Source organism: Streptomyces sp. NPDC086787 (genome assembly GCF_044745865.1).
Classification (GTDB): domain Bacteria; phylum Actinomycetota; class Actinomycetes; order Streptomycetales; family Streptomycetaceae; genus Streptomyces.
In genome coordinates, this window is the sequence record NZ_JBIVBC010000018.1 from 21,191 (window position 1) to 37,143 (window position 15,953).

General features: G+C 66.6%; 19 protein-coding genes. 17 read left to right on the top strand and 2 right to left on the bottom strand.

What is annotated here, in order from left to right:
- The first annotated feature begins 222 nt into the window (after window positions 1–222).
- The 5 genes from ACIPK3_RS29720 to ACIPK3_RS29740 all read left to right on the top strand — a co-directional run bounded on the left by ACIPK3_RS29720 (window position 223) and on the right by ACIPK3_RS29740 (window position 3,626).
- Window positions 223–525: a WXG100 family type VII secretion target gene (locus ACIPK3_RS29720; protein ID WP_402574599.1), complete on the top strand. Its 303-nt coding sequence runs from the start codon at window positions 223–225 to the stop codon at window positions 523–525.
- Between the two features lie 149 nt (window positions 526–674).
- A complete protein-coding gene (locus ACIPK3_RS29725; protein WP_402574601.1) occupies window positions 675–941 on the top strand; it encodes a hypothetical protein in 267 nt (88 codons plus the stop codon).
- Between the two features lie 12 nt (window positions 942–953).
- Window positions 954–2,324 carry a hypothetical protein gene (locus ACIPK3_RS29730; RefSeq protein ID WP_402574603.1) on the top strand — a complete coding sequence of 457 codons (1,371 nt, stop codon included), beginning with the start codon at window positions 954–956 and terminating at the stop codon, window positions 2,322–2,324.
- Between the two features lie 31 nt (window positions 2,325–2,355).
- Window positions 2,356–3,006, top strand: coding sequence for a hypothetical protein (locus ACIPK3_RS29735; protein ID WP_402574605.1), 651 nt, complete (start codon window positions 2,356–2,358; stop codon window positions 3,004–3,006).
- Window positions 3,007–3,014: 8 nt separating this feature from the next.
- Entirely contained in the window at window positions 3,015–3,626 is a 612-nt protein-coding gene (locus ACIPK3_RS29740) for a hypothetical protein (protein ID WP_402574607.1), read from the top strand.
- An 845-nt stretch (window positions 3,627–4,471) separates the two neighbouring features.
- On the opposite strand, the gene ACIPK3_RS29745 is transcribed toward ACIPK3_RS29740, so the two are convergent.
- Together ACIPK3_RS29745 and ACIPK3_RS29750 are read right to left on the bottom strand one after the other, a co-directional pair.
- Window positions 4,472–5,191: a hypothetical protein gene (locus ACIPK3_RS29745; RefSeq protein ID WP_402574609.1), complete on the bottom strand. Its 720-nt coding sequence runs from the start codon at window positions 5,189–5,191 to the stop codon at window positions 4,472–4,474.
- A gap of 191 nt (window positions 5,192–5,382) precedes the next feature.
- Window positions 5,383–5,835, bottom strand: coding sequence for a hypothetical protein (locus ACIPK3_RS29750; protein ID WP_402574611.1), 453 nt, complete (start codon window positions 5,833–5,835; stop codon window positions 5,383–5,385).
- Window positions 5,836–6,615: 780 nt separating this feature from the next.
- Between ACIPK3_RS29750 and ACIPK3_RS29755 the strand changes: the two genes are divergently transcribed.
- The 12 genes from ACIPK3_RS29755 (at window position 6,616) to ACIPK3_RS29810 (ending at window position 15,947) form a co-directional block, all read left to right on the top strand.
- Window positions 6,616–6,906 (top strand): hypothetical protein, encoded by a 291-nt coding sequence (locus ACIPK3_RS29755; protein ID WP_402574613.1) that lies wholly within the window; start codon window positions 6,616–6,618, stop codon window positions 6,904–6,906.
- 21 nt (window positions 6,907–6,927) lie between these two features.
- Window positions 6,928–7,053: a hypothetical protein gene (locus ACIPK3_RS29760; RefSeq protein ID WP_402574615.1), complete on the top strand. Its 126-nt coding sequence runs from the start codon at window positions 6,928–6,930 to the stop codon at window positions 7,051–7,053.
- 355 nt (window positions 7,054–7,408) lie between these two features.
- The gene (locus ACIPK3_RS29765) at window positions 7,409–8,071 is read left to right on the top strand and encodes a hypothetical protein (RefSeq protein ID WP_402574616.1); all 663 of its coding nucleotides are present in this window, start codon (window positions 7,409–7,411) and stop codon (window positions 8,069–8,071) included.
- Window positions 8,072–8,103: 32 nt separating this feature from the next.
- Window positions 8,104–9,081 (top strand): hypothetical protein, encoded by a 978-nt coding sequence (locus tag ACIPK3_RS29770; RefSeq protein WP_402574618.1) that lies wholly within the window; start codon window positions 8,104–8,106, stop codon window positions 9,079–9,081.
- A gap of 769 nt (window positions 9,082–9,850) precedes the next feature.
- Window positions 9,851–10,570, top strand: a complete 720-nt coding sequence (locus tag ACIPK3_RS29775; RefSeq protein ID WP_402574620.1) for a hypothetical protein — start codon at window positions 9,851–9,853, stop codon at window positions 10,568–10,570.
- Between the two features lie 17 nt (window positions 10,571–10,587).
- Window positions 10,588–11,478 carry a hypothetical protein gene (locus ACIPK3_RS29780; RefSeq protein ID WP_402574622.1) on the top strand — a complete coding sequence of 297 codons (891 nt, stop codon included), beginning with the start codon at window positions 10,588–10,590 and terminating at the stop codon, window positions 11,476–11,478.
- On the top strand, window positions 11,475–12,782 hold the full coding sequence (locus ACIPK3_RS29785) for a CpaF family protein (protein ID WP_402574624.1): 1,308 nt from the start codon (window positions 11,475–11,477) through the stop codon (window positions 12,780–12,782). The genes ACIPK3_RS29780 and ACIPK3_RS29785 overlap by 4 nt, the downstream gene beginning before the upstream one ends.
- Before the next feature lie 5 nt (window positions 12,783–12,787).
- The gene (locus ACIPK3_RS29790; protein WP_402574626.1) at window positions 12,788–13,783 is read left to right on the top strand and encodes a type II secretion system F family protein; all 996 of its coding nucleotides are present in this window, start codon (window positions 12,788–12,790) and stop codon (window positions 13,781–13,783) included.
- Window positions 13,780–14,703, top strand: coding sequence for a type II secretion system F family protein (locus ACIPK3_RS29795; RefSeq protein ID WP_402574628.1), 924 nt, complete (start codon window positions 13,780–13,782; stop codon window positions 14,701–14,703). Before ACIPK3_RS29790 ends, ACIPK3_RS29795 begins: the two co-directional genes overlap by 4 nt.
- Before the next feature lie 49 nt (window positions 14,704–14,752).
- Complete coding sequence (locus ACIPK3_RS29800; RefSeq protein ID WP_402574750.1) at window positions 14,753–15,004, top strand: hypothetical protein; 252 nt, start codon at window positions 14,753–14,755, stop codon at window positions 15,002–15,004.
- A gap of 130 nt (window positions 15,005–15,134) precedes the next feature.
- On the top strand, window positions 15,135–15,515 hold the full coding sequence (locus ACIPK3_RS29805) for a TadE family protein (protein WP_402574752.1): 381 nt from the start codon (window positions 15,135–15,137) through the stop codon (window positions 15,513–15,515).
- Window positions 15,516–15,947, top strand: coding sequence for a TadE/TadG family type IV pilus assembly protein (locus ACIPK3_RS29810; protein ID WP_402574630.1), 432 nt, complete (start codon window positions 15,516–15,518; stop codon window positions 15,945–15,947).
- Window positions 15,948–15,953: the final 6 nt, after the last annotated feature.

A 15,953-nucleotide genomic window follows, 5' to 3' on the forward strand; every position in this document is an offset into this window, starting at 1 on the left:
GGTCGACGGATGTTCCGGTCCGAGGACGCGGGTCAGGTCGACCTGTGATTCGCTCCGAGCGGTAGTTCGTGCGAGCGCCGGCAGGCGCGTGAGGAGGCGAGGCCGGAATCCGGGATCCTCGACCCGGACGAATGACGTCTCGATCCATGAAGCCAACGGCGTGCGCAACGGTCGTAGTCTGCTGCCGCAAGAGCGGACGATCACTACGGTGGAGGCGGCTTCATGGCCAAGGACCTTGACGTCACATACCAGGACATGCGTGACGCTGCCAAGCAGGTCGTGAAGGAGAAGGAACGGCTCCAGGAGAAGCTGGACGGCCTGCGCAAGTACATCGCCAACCTGGTCGAGTCGGGCTACGTCACCAAGAGCTCGTCGAAGGCCTTCGACGAGAACTTCGACGAGTTCGTCCGAGGCACCAAGGACACGCTCGACGGCCTCGACGGCATGGGTGACTACCTCACCACCGCGGCCGACCGGTTCGAGCAGATCGACGACGAGCTGGCGAAGTCGGTGCGGAGCAAGTGACGCTGTGCCGGCGATGTCAGGCTGGTGCGGTGGACGTACGAACCTACCGCCGCATCGGCTTCTCGCAAGCCCCATGACACGACACTCCGGGGGATGGCATGTCTGGTGCGGGTGATCACACGCGAGTCGACCTCGACGCCGTCAGGGAGATGGGTGTCGGACTCAGCCGTGTGCAGAAAGCCTTTGAAGGGCTGAACAAGCTGAGCGGAAGGTATGGCGAGGACTTCGGGCACGGTGGACTGGCACATAAATTTGAGGACTTCGCCGGTAACTGGGAGATCAGCCGTCGTGAGCTGACAGAGGAAGTTGAGGCGCTGGCAAAGATGGCCAAGGAAGCTGCCAAGGTGTACGACGACGTCGACCACCAGTTGGCTGAAGCCATTCGAGGTGCTCGGGACCCCAAGTCGAAACAGTAGGGGGAGTAGGCTATGCGGCCTCGCGATTGGCATCCGATTGCCGACAGCGACCCCATCCCTGGTGACCCGGACCAGGTTGCCGCGCTTGGTCGCCAACTTCGCAAGACTGCCGAGGTGCTGGAGCGTCAGATTCGCAGCCTGAAGGCGGTCTCCGCAGTCGAATCCTGGGACAGCAAGGCCGGCGAGGAATTTCGAGCGAAGGCCAAAGGCAGCGTAGGGAAGCTCGAAGCCGCACTGAAGCGCTACGACACCGCGGCAGATGCCCTTGGCACGACAGTGTCGGAGACCGGTGGTGGGTACCACGACAAGCTGCATGCCAAGTCCACGAACTACGCGTCTGATCTGAGCCGAGCACAAGAGATCGCGGACTCCGCGCTCAAGGATGCCCAGGATGCGGATGGACGAAAGGGGGCTGCCGAACGGAGCTTGGGTGTCCTCTCCGGGAAGGACAAAAGTGACAAGGCCAAGCTCGAAGGGCAACGGGATGCCGCTGGGGACGAGATCGCTGCTGCCAGAGAGAAGATCAGGCGCGCCAAGGACATCCGGGACAGTGCTGCGAAACGCGCGTGTGAGGCGATCGATGCTGTCATCAGCCACGATTCCCTGAGAGACGGCTTCTGGGACAAGTTCGATGACTGGGTCGAAGACATTGGTGAGTGGACAGGGTCGATTGCGACTTGGCTCGGTATTGCCTCCCTGGTCGTTGGCTGGATTCCTGTCATCGGTCAAGCACTGGCTGGAGTCCTAGGCAGTCTGGCCATGATTCTCACGCTGGTGAGCGCCTTGATGACGGTTATTCAGTTCGCTCGTGGCGATGCTGGATGGAGAGATCTTGCATTTGCAGCCATCGGTTTCGCAATGATGGGAGTGGGAAAGGGTTTCTCCAAAATTGCGGGCAGGTTCGGAAAAGGTGCGCTCGGAAATCTTGGACGAGCTGGTGCGGCACGAACGGTCCGTCAGGTCAGTCGTGCTGGCAAAAATCTCAACAGGCTCTCCGGGAAGCGTTTCACGCTTGGGAGGGGCGACGCCTGGAAGTCCGTCAAAGAGCCGTTCGTCGAGCCATTCTCGAAAACCTCCTGGAGCCAGAATCTCAAAGCCTTGAGGCCTGGGGTCGGCAGCTACAGGAGCTCCTGGAACGAGTTGTCGGCGCGCGGCGGAGGTAACCCCTTCAAAGGGCTTCCCAGATCTTTCTCCATGGCTGATCCCGGCGTGGCATCCGATTTGAAGTCAGTCAAAATGGGGACGGCCGCTCTGGTCGGCCAGTTCAACTCTGACGCTCTCAATAAGATCTCAAAGACCGCCACACGGATGTCCCTCGTCGGTACCGGTATTACCCTGGGTGGGCTGGGACTGGACAGCAACGTCGACCCGCTCGTCGGCTGAACCGTCGAGAACGCTTTGCCGGAAGGAAAGCATGACCGCACTGGACGACAGCGCCCCTCTGGATGAGCGCTTCGAGTGCCGCTTCGACTTCGAGCCCGGATGGATCGATCTCACTCTTCGTGAGGCCACCAAGAACGAGGCGAGGACACTGGCCAGGGAGGTCGTGCATGGCCTCAACCCACTCGGGCTGGAGATCGAGACGAGCGCGGTTTTCGAGGACACGGTCGAACGTGCCATCGACCTGAACGAAGACGTACCGATTCTCGCGGCCGCGTACTATACCGAGGCGGGAGAGCCCCTGGCGAACCTGGTGGTCGACTCATACGGTGATGAGGGTGTGCCGCGTCCGAGGCGTGAGGAAGTTCAGCCGCGCTTGCTCGAATGGGCGAACGCGCGGGTCGCTGGCGAACCTCAGGTCGCCTACCTGGACTTGTCCGCCGGACCTGCGGTGCGTGTTCAGGCGATGCTCCAAGTGAAGCGCGTGTTGGGCTTCGGGCGGAGGCTGACCGAGTTCATCAAGTACGCCGTATTTCCACCCGGCATGCAGAGCCTTGTTGTCGTCACGGTGACTTGGGAGAAGATCGCTCGTGCCGAGGAGATCACCGCCCTGGCCGACGAAGCGGTGCGGACGTTGCGGATCGCGCCACTTGGACCCGGTGGCTCTGCGGAGGCCACAAAATGAGGCGGGGAATGAAGGTAGCTGATGAATTCATCTCACCTCCCGAGGACTACAGTGTCATTGTCCCGGATGGGTGGTTTCAGCTCCCGCTCGATCCGGACGTAAGGGATCGAGCGATTGTCGCTCTGGCCGAGCGGACTTTCCATGGAGTGGACAACGCTCCGCATCTCAAAAAGGAGCTCATGCAAGACCTCCAGCGTAAGGCCAAGGAGGCCTACAGTGTTGGCGGTACCGAGCTCTACCTCTCCACGCTGAGCATCGGCAAGGTGCCACTGGCATCCTCGTTGCTCATCAGCATTCCTGCAGCCGATGAGTGGCCACGTACATCGGACGTGGAGGAACTTGCCGAGCACCTCGCAGGACCGGAACTGGCTGATGGCGCTGAACTTGGCGTGGTGCAACTGGAGGCGGCCGGCAAGGCGGTGCGATACCGGCACTGCAGTGATCCCGCGCCTGAAGCGCAACTGGGCAATAGGCTACCTACAACCAGCGTCACATATTACGTGCCGGTACCCGCCACGGGGCGTTGGCTGATGCTGAGCTTCTCTACGCCTTTGGACCCGCTTGCGGACCAGATGGTGGAGCTCTTCGATGCGGTCGCCGGCACCCTGCATTGGTCGTGATGTTCCCTGGAGCGTGTCGGTTGGGAGCCAAGGAACGGCAGTCCACTGTCGACTCCACGTGTGACAAAAGTGCTGTCGGGCTTATGCCTCGAAGACGCCGAATCGCGGATCGGCGGGCAACGGTTGCCGGAGAGGTACATGTGGAGGGCGCTGCGGGGGTTCTCCGTGTCGTCGGCAGGCGTTTTGTTGACCTTGCCGGTCTTGCGGACTTTGCTGAATGCCTTGCTCTCATCGGAGCAATAGCGCATGGAACCCGCTGACTTTCCTGAGAGCGTCACCTTCGGGTCGAAGTATCGGACCGTGCCCGTGATGCTCAGTCCGTGGTCCATGAAGGTCGACTGGATCCACTTCGACGTGGCGACGAGAGCGTCTCCCGAGTAGTAGAAGGACAGGGCCGGTTCCTTCGTGCTGCCCCGCGTGATCGAGTAGTCCGTCGCGGACTGGGCGCCCTGGACGTCGGCAAGGACCGCGTCCTTCGTCGCGTCTCCGGTCTTCCAGCCCCGAACGTGTCGGTGAGGTCGCTCGGCAGAGTGATTTCGGGACGATCGGGACTGACGCTTGCACTCGGTGGCGTTGCCGTCGGTGCGTCGCTCGTGTCAGTGCCGGCGATCTTGTTGTTGTCCTTGGGACTTCCACCTCCGCCGCCACAAGCGGTCAGCAGAGCAGCTGCGGTGGAAACGAGCGCGGCACCAACGGGCAAGGGATGACGCTTCACACTGGGCTCCCCGTGAGACAAGTCAATTCAGCGTCCCCACGGAATCCGGACTTCACTGCGCCTGCGGACGCAGAGGGGGGGCGGTGTGCGAGGGTTCGCGATTGCCACCATGGAGTGACGGATCACAAAGTCACCCCAACTTCGCGTTCTGCGCCTTCACCACAGCATCCGGCAGCTTCGCATCGCTCGGCTTGCCCTGTCCGATGGCGAAGCCGTTGACCGAGAAGTAGACGGCGATGACGTCTCCGCGGCGTACGGCTTCGGTGCGCAGGGTGTGGTGGATGCCGCGGAAGGCCAGCGTCGACTTGAAAGCCAGGGTTTCGTCGCCGCCCGAAGGGGCCTTCTCGGTGCTGACCGAGTCGTACGAGCTGGTGTTGACCTTGGCCTTGGCGGTGAAGCCGCCGCCACAGGCGGCCACGGACTTGGACAGTTCGGCCAAGGTCGACTTGGCCTCGCCGGAGGCGTACGAGGTGAGCGTCACGTACGTGGACACGCCGCTGTACGCCCCTTGCGCGACATCACGCGTGAGGTCCGCCTCGGGCTTGCCGAGGGGGAGTTGGTTCAGTGCGTAGGCGACCGGCTTGCAGGCCGGCTTGTCCACCGTGACATCGTCGCGCGACGCGGCGAAGGCGTAGTCCGAGTCGGGCTTCTTGACCTTGAATCCGTGAACGTCCGCGTCCGTGATCACCAGCTTCGTGAGCCGGTCGGCCGGGGTGACCTGCTTCGGCGCGGAGGCGGTGGCCGACGTCTCGGCAGAGTCGGAGCCCGAACCGCCGCCGCAGGCGGAGAGGGTGAGCGCGGTGAGTGACAGTGCGGTCAGGGCACAGGCGGTCCGGGCGGCTTGCCTCACGGGGTGACTCCTTGATGTCGGTCGAGTAGAGGCTCGTGGGCCGCATCGAGTGCCGAGGGGCGCAGCCGTCGAGGACGAGTGTCGTGGGGCCGGCCAGAAGGCTCGCCCGGGTCGCTGCGACACCATTCCCCCGATGGGCTCGCGCTCTCGTACCGGAGGTCTCGCCGTCCTCCTGGGAAGCCCGAAGAAGATCATGACATGCCCCGCCACCCGCTTTGCGGGAGATCTGTGCAGGAGTCATGACCTTCGCGTGAGCAGGCGATGGCCTCGCACAGGTCGCCCATGGGGCTCTTGATGCCGCTCAACGGCACGGTGAAGGCCAGCAGCAGGTAGCCGACGCCGCCGGGCATGTGGATGTAGAGGTCCAGCGTCGTCGTTGTCGCCACACGCACCCTGTCCCCGGCGGGGAGCGGCACGACGGTCACCTCCGCGGTGGAACCTCGACGGGCCGAGACGGCTTGAGCGAACTCCTCCGGCGGGGAGTCGAGCGCTCCCCGTGTCGGCAGGAGGGAGACCAACAGGGTGGCCGGCGTGGCCGATTCGGCCTCCGTGCGGAGGAAGAGTTCCAGCGCGCCTTCTGCGACACCGCGCTCGGCGGTGTTGCGCAGCGCCGTCCACAGCTCCTGCCTCGCCTCCGCCGACATGGGTCGCCGGGATGCCTGCTGGTCGATGAACGTCTTCAGCTGCGGACGCCAGCGGTCGAGGGTGAGGTCGATCCGGAACCAGTCACGGGGGACGAGGAGTCGGTAGTCCTCCGGGGGCCGAGGGTCTTCGGGTCGGTCACGCGGAGGGCTCCAACGAGTTGCCCTGGTCGTCGAAGAGACAGAGGCATCTTCAGGATGCCCGCGAACATGGACGAGAAGACCTCCCAGCCCCCTGCGTGGGGGTGACCATCTCCAGGACCAGCGCCGAGCCGTTGGGCAGGGGTATCTGCAGCTGGATGAAGGGCGTCCAGAACTGCTCGTCGTGGCCCGACGGCACGAGTGCGGCGTCGACGGCCGCCTGGCGGGTGCCGATCCAGACACGGCCGGACCGAAGGTCAGGCTGATCTCTGCGACTTCGCCGCGACCCCGCGCGCCCATCGTGGCGTGCACGGGACCTGAAGCGGGCCTCCTCGGCCACATCCATGAGGGGAGAGGTGCACGGTAGCCGTGCGGTGGGCTCCATCGGCGCTGCGAGGATCACCGATGTGGCAGAGAAGGGGTACGGCCCTCGGCGTCGGCATACAAGGACAGGGCCTTGAAACCTGGCTCCTGTCGCGGGGGAAAAAGAACGCGGATGGCGCGTTGACGCGCCGGTCTCCGGAGCGCTGGGGACCCGGAATGCGCGGACCCCGACGACGGTGGGGCTGGGTAAAGTGCGAGTCAGGAAGTCGCTGAGCAGCCCCTTCGGGACTGCGCGAAGTAACGGGAGAGCAGCTCCGCGTGGAGACGTACGAGACGTTCGTGCCGGCAGGGGTGATGACCACTAGGCGGCGGCGCACGCTCAACAGCCCCGTGTGGGCGCTCCTCACACCAGCGATCGGAGGCCTGGCGGGCGTCATTGCCCACTATCCATACGGAATGTGGATCGGGGTCGTCATCACGCTGATCGTGGCGGCGGCGGCAGCCATCATTGTGGGAGGCATCTGGCGCCGCACCGGTGCGGCGACGCTCGCGACCCTATGCGTGCTCGCACTTCCGTTGTTCGCGGGACCCACGTTCTACGAGCTGTAACTGAAGCAGTTCGGTGGCCGGATGCATGCCGTTGTGACGGACACGGGGTCACGCCAAGGGCTCAAGAAGAGCACCGACTTGTCGGTGTGCCGGGTCGTGGACGAGTCCGGTGAGGTGCGCGACGTGTCCGAACGGCAGAACTACTAAGACCAGTTCCACAAAGGGCAGCACGTCGCTCTCTTCGAGGACCCGCACGACTGAATCGTCCCTTGGATCGAGCCTCTGCCCGGTGACCGGAGCGTCGACACCGTCACTGTCGGTATCACTGCCGGTGCGTTCCTCGTGACCGGCACGACCCTCTTTCACCGCTGGGCAGAGGCGCAGGGGATAGACGGACCCTAGCGCCGAGTCTCATCGCCGCTCTCGGAAACGATGCGGTGATGGCGGCGCCCTCCGACGGGTGTTGGCAGGGGCGAGTTTGCTCTGGCGGAGTGTCAGGAAAGCCCGATACCTTATTCGGGTTTTGTATCAAGCCTCTCAACCGCCCCAATAGGAGCCCACCGTGACCCCTAGAACCCGCCTGCTCGCGGCAGCCGCAGCCGGAGCGACGGCCGTACTTCTGCTCGCCGGTTGCGGTGGGGGTGGGGGCGAAGGCAAGCCGAAGTCCAATGACAAGATCCCCGGAGCTGATACGGCCAGTGGGGCGCCGGCCTCGCCGAGTGCTACCGCGGCGAGCTCGGCCGGACGGCCGAAGATCGAGCTACCATCCGACCTGACCCTGACCTTTGAAGGCGTGAAGACGGGAGACGCCGTCAAGGACGCGGTGCTCGCCGATAGCGCTGAGAGCGTGCGGGCTGTGGATGCTGCCATTGCGGGGACAGACCCCAAGGGCGTGGCGGTCGCCTACTACAACACCGGCAAGGCTCGCGTCGCAGCGTTCTCCTGGGTGGACCAGTGGAAGAAAGCCAACGCAACCATGACGGGTGAAGCTCGCTACTTCGACCGCAAGCTGACGTTGCAGAGCAAAACGACAGCCATCCTCACGTACTGCGCTGACGAGAGCAAAGGCTTCAGCAAGGACAAGAGGACGAAAAAGATCGCCAAGACTGCCGTAACCAAGAACAGTTACGTCGTGTACAACACCAGGCTGGACAAGAACTCCATCGGGGTCTGGCAGACGTCTCAGATCACTTCCACCAGGGGGGCAGCCCAGTGTCAACCGTAGCCAGAGTTTCGGTCTGCGCCATCGTGGGTGTGGTGGCGTGGGCCACTGGCCCAGTGGCTTGGGCCGACTTCACCCCGGGGGGTACAGGCAGCGGTTCCCAGACCCAGGCGAACGGAGACCGAGAGGGCGACACGCTCTCTGCCTCCGTAGTCGTCTACGACCGGTCGAAGAACGGTTCCGGGACGTCGGCCGGTGCCGTGACCTCCACCACGACATGGACTCCCCCGGCCTGTTACTACGCGCCCAGGTATACGCCCGATCAGCTGAAGGCGCACCTCGAACCGATCTGGGAGGTGGGTTCCACGGGTGACCTGTGGGACTCGCAGCAGCGCGACCGGTACGTCAACGGCAAGCCGTACAAGGACTTCAACAAGGGCAAGGACGGCGACGGCTACTTCTGGGAGTCGTTCGTGACGGACGGGCGCGAGGCGGATCCGCACGCCTATGACTGCGACCAGCCGATCTTCTGGGTGGACAAGGCAGAGTCCCCGCCGGCCAGCGCCCCTCAGTCGGTCACCCCGGAGGTGCTCGCAGGGCTTGCGTACAACGAGATCCGCGTGCCCAGTACCAAGGTGACCTTGGCTCCCGCCGACGAGACCAAGGTGAACTTGCCGACCTGGGCCTGGTTGGACGGTGCCGAGTTCAAGCCGGTAGCCGTAACCGCGTCGGTTCCAGTGCTCGGGATCTCTTCGACGGTCACCGCCGAACCGGTGTCCCTGAAGATCGACCCGGGTACTGCGGACGCGGTGACCTACCCGGCTTCGGGGGTGTGTGGGATCAGTGGCGGCACCATCGGTGAGGCGTTCGCCAGGGGTAAGGCCGACCAGGCGCCGCCCTGCGGAGTGCGGTACCTGCGTTCTTCGGGTACTGGCTCATACCAGCTCAGGGCGACCGTCACCTGGAGGATCCACTGGACCGGTAGCAACGGTGCGGGCGGCGACCTGCCCGACGGGGCCTTCGGGGCCACCCAGGAGGTCGACGTTCAGGAGATCCAGGCCGTCAACCGCTGAGCCGTGTCCTGGACGGTCGCGCAGACCTGCCCGTCGCTGTTCGGGTTGGTGACGGTCGCCTGTCCGCTCTTCAAAGCGAAGTTCGTCTCCCGGACTCCGTACACGCCCTGGGAGGTCGCGAGCGACGAGTCCAGTTGTACGTCGCGCGGGGAGGCGCCGCATGGCGACGCAAGAGCAACCAGTTGGCCGACCGCCGACCTATGAGGTCGCGTCGCTTGGGTGCGGCGCCCACTCAGGTGGTGATCGCGAAGACCGCGCCGGCTCCTAGCAGGGTTAGGGCCCACCCGGTTGGAAGAGGCTGATGCGGACCCGCGCGGGGGACCAATGCCAGGTTGGTCGCGGGTCCGTCCAGCCCTGCGTACGGGCCGCGTCCAATCCGTGTGGGTAAAGCGTGCAGGCATTTTGACGGATCGGTGAGGGCGGCGCCCGAGGGTCGGCCATCGTGGGGAAGCCGGTCATTTGCTGACGCACAGGATGTTTCCGGCTTGTGGTCTTTGACCAACTGGGTTTCATGCTAAGGGAATTGCGAGACGTAACATTGATTCAGGTGTGACAGGAGGGCGCCAAGGCGCCTTGAGGGGCCTATGCATGACTGATACGGTGCGATCGCTTGACACTCACTTCGGCCGCCGCTATTCGGCCAGGCTGGGCGGTTCGTCCAGCACGTCCGGCTGAACCGGCGCATGCCGGGAAGGGCGTTCGGGGGTGGAGTGTCCTCTGTTGCAGGTGTATTGGCAGACATTTTCTTGGGTGTACGGGGAGCGGTTGCGTGAAGATCCAAGAGCGTACGGGGGCGGGCGCCGGTCGTTCCGCCGTTCCGGCTCAGCCTTCGGCCGGTGACCGGCTTCCCGCACCGCCCCGTGAGCGCAAGCCGGCGCTCGCCGCGCTGGCGGTACTGCTGATCCTGCTGGGCGCGCTCGGTGCCACGACGCTCGTGCTGCGGGCCGGGGACCGTATCGAGGTCCTCAAGGCCACCCATCAGATCGAGGCCGGGGAGTCCCTGGAGGACGGTGACGTCACCACCGTGATGGTCGCCGCCGACAGCGGGATCGACTATGTCCGCTCGGAGCAGCTGGACGTCATCAAGACGTACAAGGCCAAGTCCACGATCTACCCGGGTACGGCCCTGGTGGGCCAGATGTTCGCCCAGCGGGTCAGTCTGCCCGCGGGCAAGGCCGTGGTGGGCGCCGCCCTCAAGGAGGGGCAGTACCCGGACGGCATCAGGGCCGGAGACACGGTCGCCGTCTACAACGTCGACTCCAGCGGCTCGGGTGCCGGCAAGTCCGGAGCCTCCACAAGCACAGCCGGTGGAGCCGCCCTCGTCGACAACGCCAAGGTGTACAAGGTCGACGAGGACAGCGACGCCACCGTCAGCACGGGCAACCTCTCCATCACACTGCTCGTCGACCAGGGCCAGGCCGCCGCTGTGGCGCGCGCCGCGTCCGCCGGTGGTGTCGCCGTGGTGCGTGTGCCCGGCAGCGGCAACTAGAAGGCGGCACGCATCTCATGGCGCTCATCGCAATCGCCGCCGACAAGGGTTCCCCCGGCGTCACCACCACGGCTGTCGCCCTCGCGGCGGTCTGGCCGCGGCGCTCACTGCTCGCCGAGACCGACCCGGCGGGCGGCGACCTGGTCTACCGCAGTGCCGCCGCGCACGGCGGGCAGCTCAACCCGAACATCGGCATGCTGTCCATAGCGGCGACCGCTCGCCGCGGTCTCGTGCCGGACCAGCTCTGGGACCACGTGCAGCCGTTGAGCGGTGGTCTCGACGTCCTGGTCGGACTCGGGAACGCCGAGCAGGCCACCGGTCTCGTCGGACTCTGGCCGACCCTCGGCCACGCCTTCTCCTCCCTCGCCGACTCCCCGCACCAGGCCGCCGACGTCATCGCCGACTGCGGGCGCATCGCCGGGGACACCCCGGCCGCGGAGCTGTTCCCGCACGCCGCGCTCGTCCTGCTCGTCTCGCGCACCGAGCCGGAGGCCCTGGCCCGGGTACGGGACCGGGCCGCCGCCCTGACCGCCAAGCTGCACGGCGGACCGCGCGGCGCCGCCGCGCTCGGCACCCCGCTGATCGGCATCCTCCTGATCGCCGACCCGGGCAACTCCGCCAAGCTCGTCAACCAGGTCAACGACATGCTGGTGCACTCCCAGGCGGGCGCCCGCGTGGTCGGCACCATCGCCGACGACCCGGCGGGCGCGGAGCAGTTGGCCGGCCGCAGGCGCGGACGCCTGGAGAAGTCGCTGCTCATCCGCTCGGCACGCAAGGTCACCGCGGACCTCTACCAGCAGTACGGCACGGCCTGGACCGTGGCCGCCCAGGCGAACCAGGGCGGCCACCCCGGCCAGCACGGCCCGGCGCAGCAGGCCGGTCAGGGCCATGCCGGAGCCGGCCGATGACCGCTGTCGACCACCAGTTGGTCAAGCGGTTCCGGCAGGACGCCGGTGACCGCATCGCCGAGCAGCGCCGCCTCGACCAGGCGTCCGGTGTCTCGCCGATGTCCACGGAGGACGAGCGGCAGTACGCCCGCGCGGTCATCGCGCAGCTCCTGGAGGAGCACGCCCGCACCGAGATCAACGCGGGTCGCACCCCCATCGACGCGGAGACCGAGGAGCAGTACGCGGCCGCCGTGCACGCCGCGCTGTTCGGTGTCGGGCGGCTCCAGCCGCTGCTGGACGACGTCGAGGTCGAGAACATCGACATCAACGGCTACGACCAGGTCTTCGTCGGCTACTCGGACGGGCGGGAGGCGAAGGCTGACCCGGTCGCCGAGTCCGACGAGGAGCTCATCGAGCTGATCCAGGTGCTCGGCGCCTACTCCGGTCTGTCCTCGCGACCCTTCGACTCCGCCAACCCGCAGCTCGACCTGCGGCTGCCGGACGGCTCCCGGCTCTCGGCCGTCATGGACGTGACCCGGCGTCCCGCGCTGTCCATCCGTCGTGCCCGCATGGGCAAGGTGTTCATCTCCGACCTCGTCGGCAACGGCACGCTGACCCCCGAGGTCGCGCACTTCATGGCCTGCGCCGTCCGAGCCCGCAAGAACATCATGATCGCGGGCGCCACCAACGCCGGCAAGACGACGCTGCTGCGTGCCCTGGCCAACGAGATCCCGCCGCACGAGCGGCTCATCACCGTCGAACGCGCCCTGGAGCTCGGGCTCGACACGTTTCCCGACCTCCACCCCAACGTCGTGGCGTTCGAGGAGCGGCTGCCCAACTCGGAGGGGCAGGGCACCATCGCCATGGCCGAACTCGTGCGCCGTTCCCTGCGTATGAACCCTTCCCGGGTCATCGTCGGTGAGGTCCTCGGCGACGAGATCGTGACCATGCTCAACGCGATGTCGCAGGGCAACGACGGCTCGCTGTCCACGATCCACGCGAACAGCTCCAGCGAGGTCTTCAACCGTATCTCCACCTACGCGTTGCAGGCGTCCGAGCGGCTGCCCATCGAGGCCAGCCAGATGCTGATCGCGGGCGCGGTCAACTTCGTCGTCTTCATCCAGCGGCGCAACAACTACCAGAGCGGCGGCCGCCTCCAGCGCATGGTCACCTCGGTGCGCGAGGTCAACGGTGTCGACGGGCGGGTGCTGTCCAGCGAGGTGTTCGCGGAGGCCCCCGACGGCCGGGTCGTACCGCACGCGCCCATAGCCTGCCTGGAGGAACTGATGGCTTTCGGCTACCAGCCGCACGGGGCGTGGGGGTGACCGGCATGACAGACACATACGTGGCGGTCGGCTCGCTCGGCTCCCTGGGCGGCCTCTTCTCCACCGAGGTCCTCTACTCCCTCGGCAGTGGCCTCGCCGTCGGCGGCGGACTCGCGCTGCTGATGATCGCGATACGCGGACTGCCCGCCAAGCCCGAGCACGAGAAGCAGAAGGCCAACGAACGGGCCGCCGAACTCATACGGTTCGCCGGGCAGCGAGGTTCGCTCGCCGCCATCATCGGTCTCGTCGTCCTGCTGCTCACCCGCTGGGCGGTGGCCGGTATCGCGGCCGGTGTCCTCGTCTTCTTCTGGGACCGCCTGTTCGGCGGCGCCGCCGAGGAGCGGGCCGCCATGCGCCGAGTGGAGGCCCTCGCCTCTTGGACGGAGTCCCTGCGCGACACCATCGCCGGTGCCGTCGGCCTGGAGCAGGCCATTCCGGCCTCCGCCCGTGCCGCCGCCCCCATCCTGCGCCCCCACCTCGACTCCCTCGTCGACAAGCTGCGTGCCCGCACCCCGCTGCCGGACGCACTTCAGCTTCTCGCCGACGAGATCGACGACGCCTCCGCGGACATCATCGTGGCCGCGCTGATCCTCAACGCCCGGCTGCGCGGCCCGGGTCTGCGCCAGGTTCTCGGCGCGCTGGCCAAGTCGGCCCGCGAGGAGGTCGACATGCGCCAGCGTGTGATGGCCCAGCGCGCCTCCACCCGCCGTTCGGTGCAGATCGTGGTCGCCGTCTCCGTCGCGTTCGTCCTCGGCCTGTCCGTCTTCAACCGCGACTTCGTGGCCCCCTACGGCACCCCGACCGGACAGCTCGTACTCGCTCTGGTCTGCGCCCTGTTCGCACTCGGCTTCTGGTGGCTGCGCAAGCTGTCCACGATCGAGACGCCGGAGCGCTTCCTGGTCCGTGCCGAGACCTCGGTGCGGTTCGCACGCCCCCAGACGCCCGCTCAACCCGACGCGCAGGCCCAGCAGTTCCGACCCGAGGAAGGTGTACGGCGGTGAACCTGACGATGCCGATCCTGGTCGGCGTGGCCTTCGGCCTCGGTGTCTACGCCCTCATCCGGGCGCTGATGCCGAGCAAGCGCAGCGCGGTCGCGCAGGTCGCCCGGATCGACGCGATGCGGGCACGCGGATCGGCGTACGAGTCGGCCCGGCAGTCCACCGCGGACGCGGGACGTCTCGGCTCCCTGCGGGCCGAGATCGGCGCCCGGATCTCCGAGTTCTATCTCCACCAGGGCTGGGAGCAGCGCTCGCTCCGCGCCGACCTGGCCGTTCTGGAACGCAGTTGGGAGAACTTCCTCGCCACGAAGGTGCTGCTGGCCACGGCCGGCCTGTTCTTCGGGCCGCTGCTGTTCGCGGTGGCCTGGACGCTGAGCTTCAGCTCCGGACCGGTCGTCCCGCTCTGGCTGGCCCTGCTCTTCGCGGCACTGTTCTTCTTCCTGCCCGACCTGGAGGTCAAGCGGGACGCGGCCGACAAGCGCCGCGACCTGAGACGGGTCATCGGTGCCTATCTGGACCTGGTGTCGATGAGCCTGGCCGGTGGCCGCGGCCTCCCGGAGGCCCTGATGGCGGCCGCCGAGGTGTCCGACGGCTGGGCGAGCCGCCGTATCGCCAACGCCCTGGCCGACGCCCGCATCACCGGCGTAAGTCAGTGGCAGGCGCTGGGCGCGCTCGGCGAGGAACTGGGTGTCGAGGAGCTGAAGGACCTGTCGGCGTCGCTGGCGCTGGTCGCCGACGACGGGGCCAAGGTCCGTGAGTCGCTCGCCTCCCGCGCCGAGACCATGCGGCACCGCGAACTCGCCGACATCGAGGGCAGCGCGGGCGAGAAGTCGCAGTCGATGCTCGTGGCCCAGCTGTTGCTGTGCGCGGGCTTCCTGGTGTTCCTGATCTTCCCGGCGGCGATTCGGGTGTTCCAGGTGTGAGCCGTTTCCCGAACCTACGCCAACCGCTGTTTCGAAAGGACAAGTCATGATGAACGGACGGAACTTCCAGACCGGGATCCCGGCCGTGGACTTCCTGGTCACCTTCCTCCAGGGCCGCGTGGAGCGCGCCCGCTCCGGCGAACTCGACCGCGGTGCCTCCGCGGTGGAGTGGGTGATCATCTCCGCGGTCGTCGTCGCGATCGTCGGCGTCGTCGCGGGGATCATCAACGTGGCGCTCAAGGGCGGTGCCACCAAGGTCGGCAAGTGCGTCGAGGGTGCCAGCGCGGACAAGACCTGCTGACCATCTGAGCGCAGCGACAACACAGCGACACAGCAACGGGGATGACAGGTTGACGGGGGTGTTTGTGGACCTGGCCGGATGGGCGCGGCGACGTGCCGCGGCCGCGCGCGGTGAGTCCGGTCAGTCCGGCATGACCGCGATCGAGTTCGTGCTGCTCACTCCCGTCCTCTTCTTCATGATCTTCGCGACGGTCCAGTTCGCGCTGTACTTCTTCGCGGACCACGTGGCCCAGGCGGCCGCCCAGGCCGGTGCCCGCAAGGCCCGTGCCATGGCCGACGAGCACCCCGGCGAGTGGCGGGGCGAGGCCCGGGACACCGTCGACACCTACATCCGCCAGCTGGGTCCGCAGCTGGTGCTGTCGCCCGACGTGAAGATGCTCCAGCCGGAGCCGAACACGGTGGGTGTGGAGATCTCGGCGCGGGTGCCGAGTGTGTTCCCCGGGCTCGATCTGACGGTGCACGCACAGTCGGCGGGGCCGGTGGAGCGGTTCGTGAAGGACGAGGGGAACTAGATGGGCTTCGCGTCCGTGCGGCAGCGGATCGGCGAGGGCGACCGGGGACTGTCGACCGTCGAGGTCGTGATCCTCGCGCCGGTGCTGATCCTGTTCATTCTCGTTCTCGTCGGATTCGGCCAACTGGTCGACGGGCGTGGCGCGTTGGACGGCGCCGCACGGGACGCGGCGCGGGCCGGGTCCATTCAGAAGAACTCGGCCACGGCGATGTCCGAGGCTCGCAGGGCCGCCGAGGCGGACCTCGCCGACGTGTGTTCCGGCCCGGTGTCGGTCGTGAAGAAGAGCGCGGGCTTCCACCCGGACGTGGACCCCTTCTTCACGGTGGAGGTGAGCTGCCAGGTACGTGGTCTGGCCTCGCTCGGCCTGGACATCCCCACCCGCCTGTCCGCGAGCTTCTCCTCGTCCCTGGACCCGTACCGGAGGTCGTCGTGAGCATCG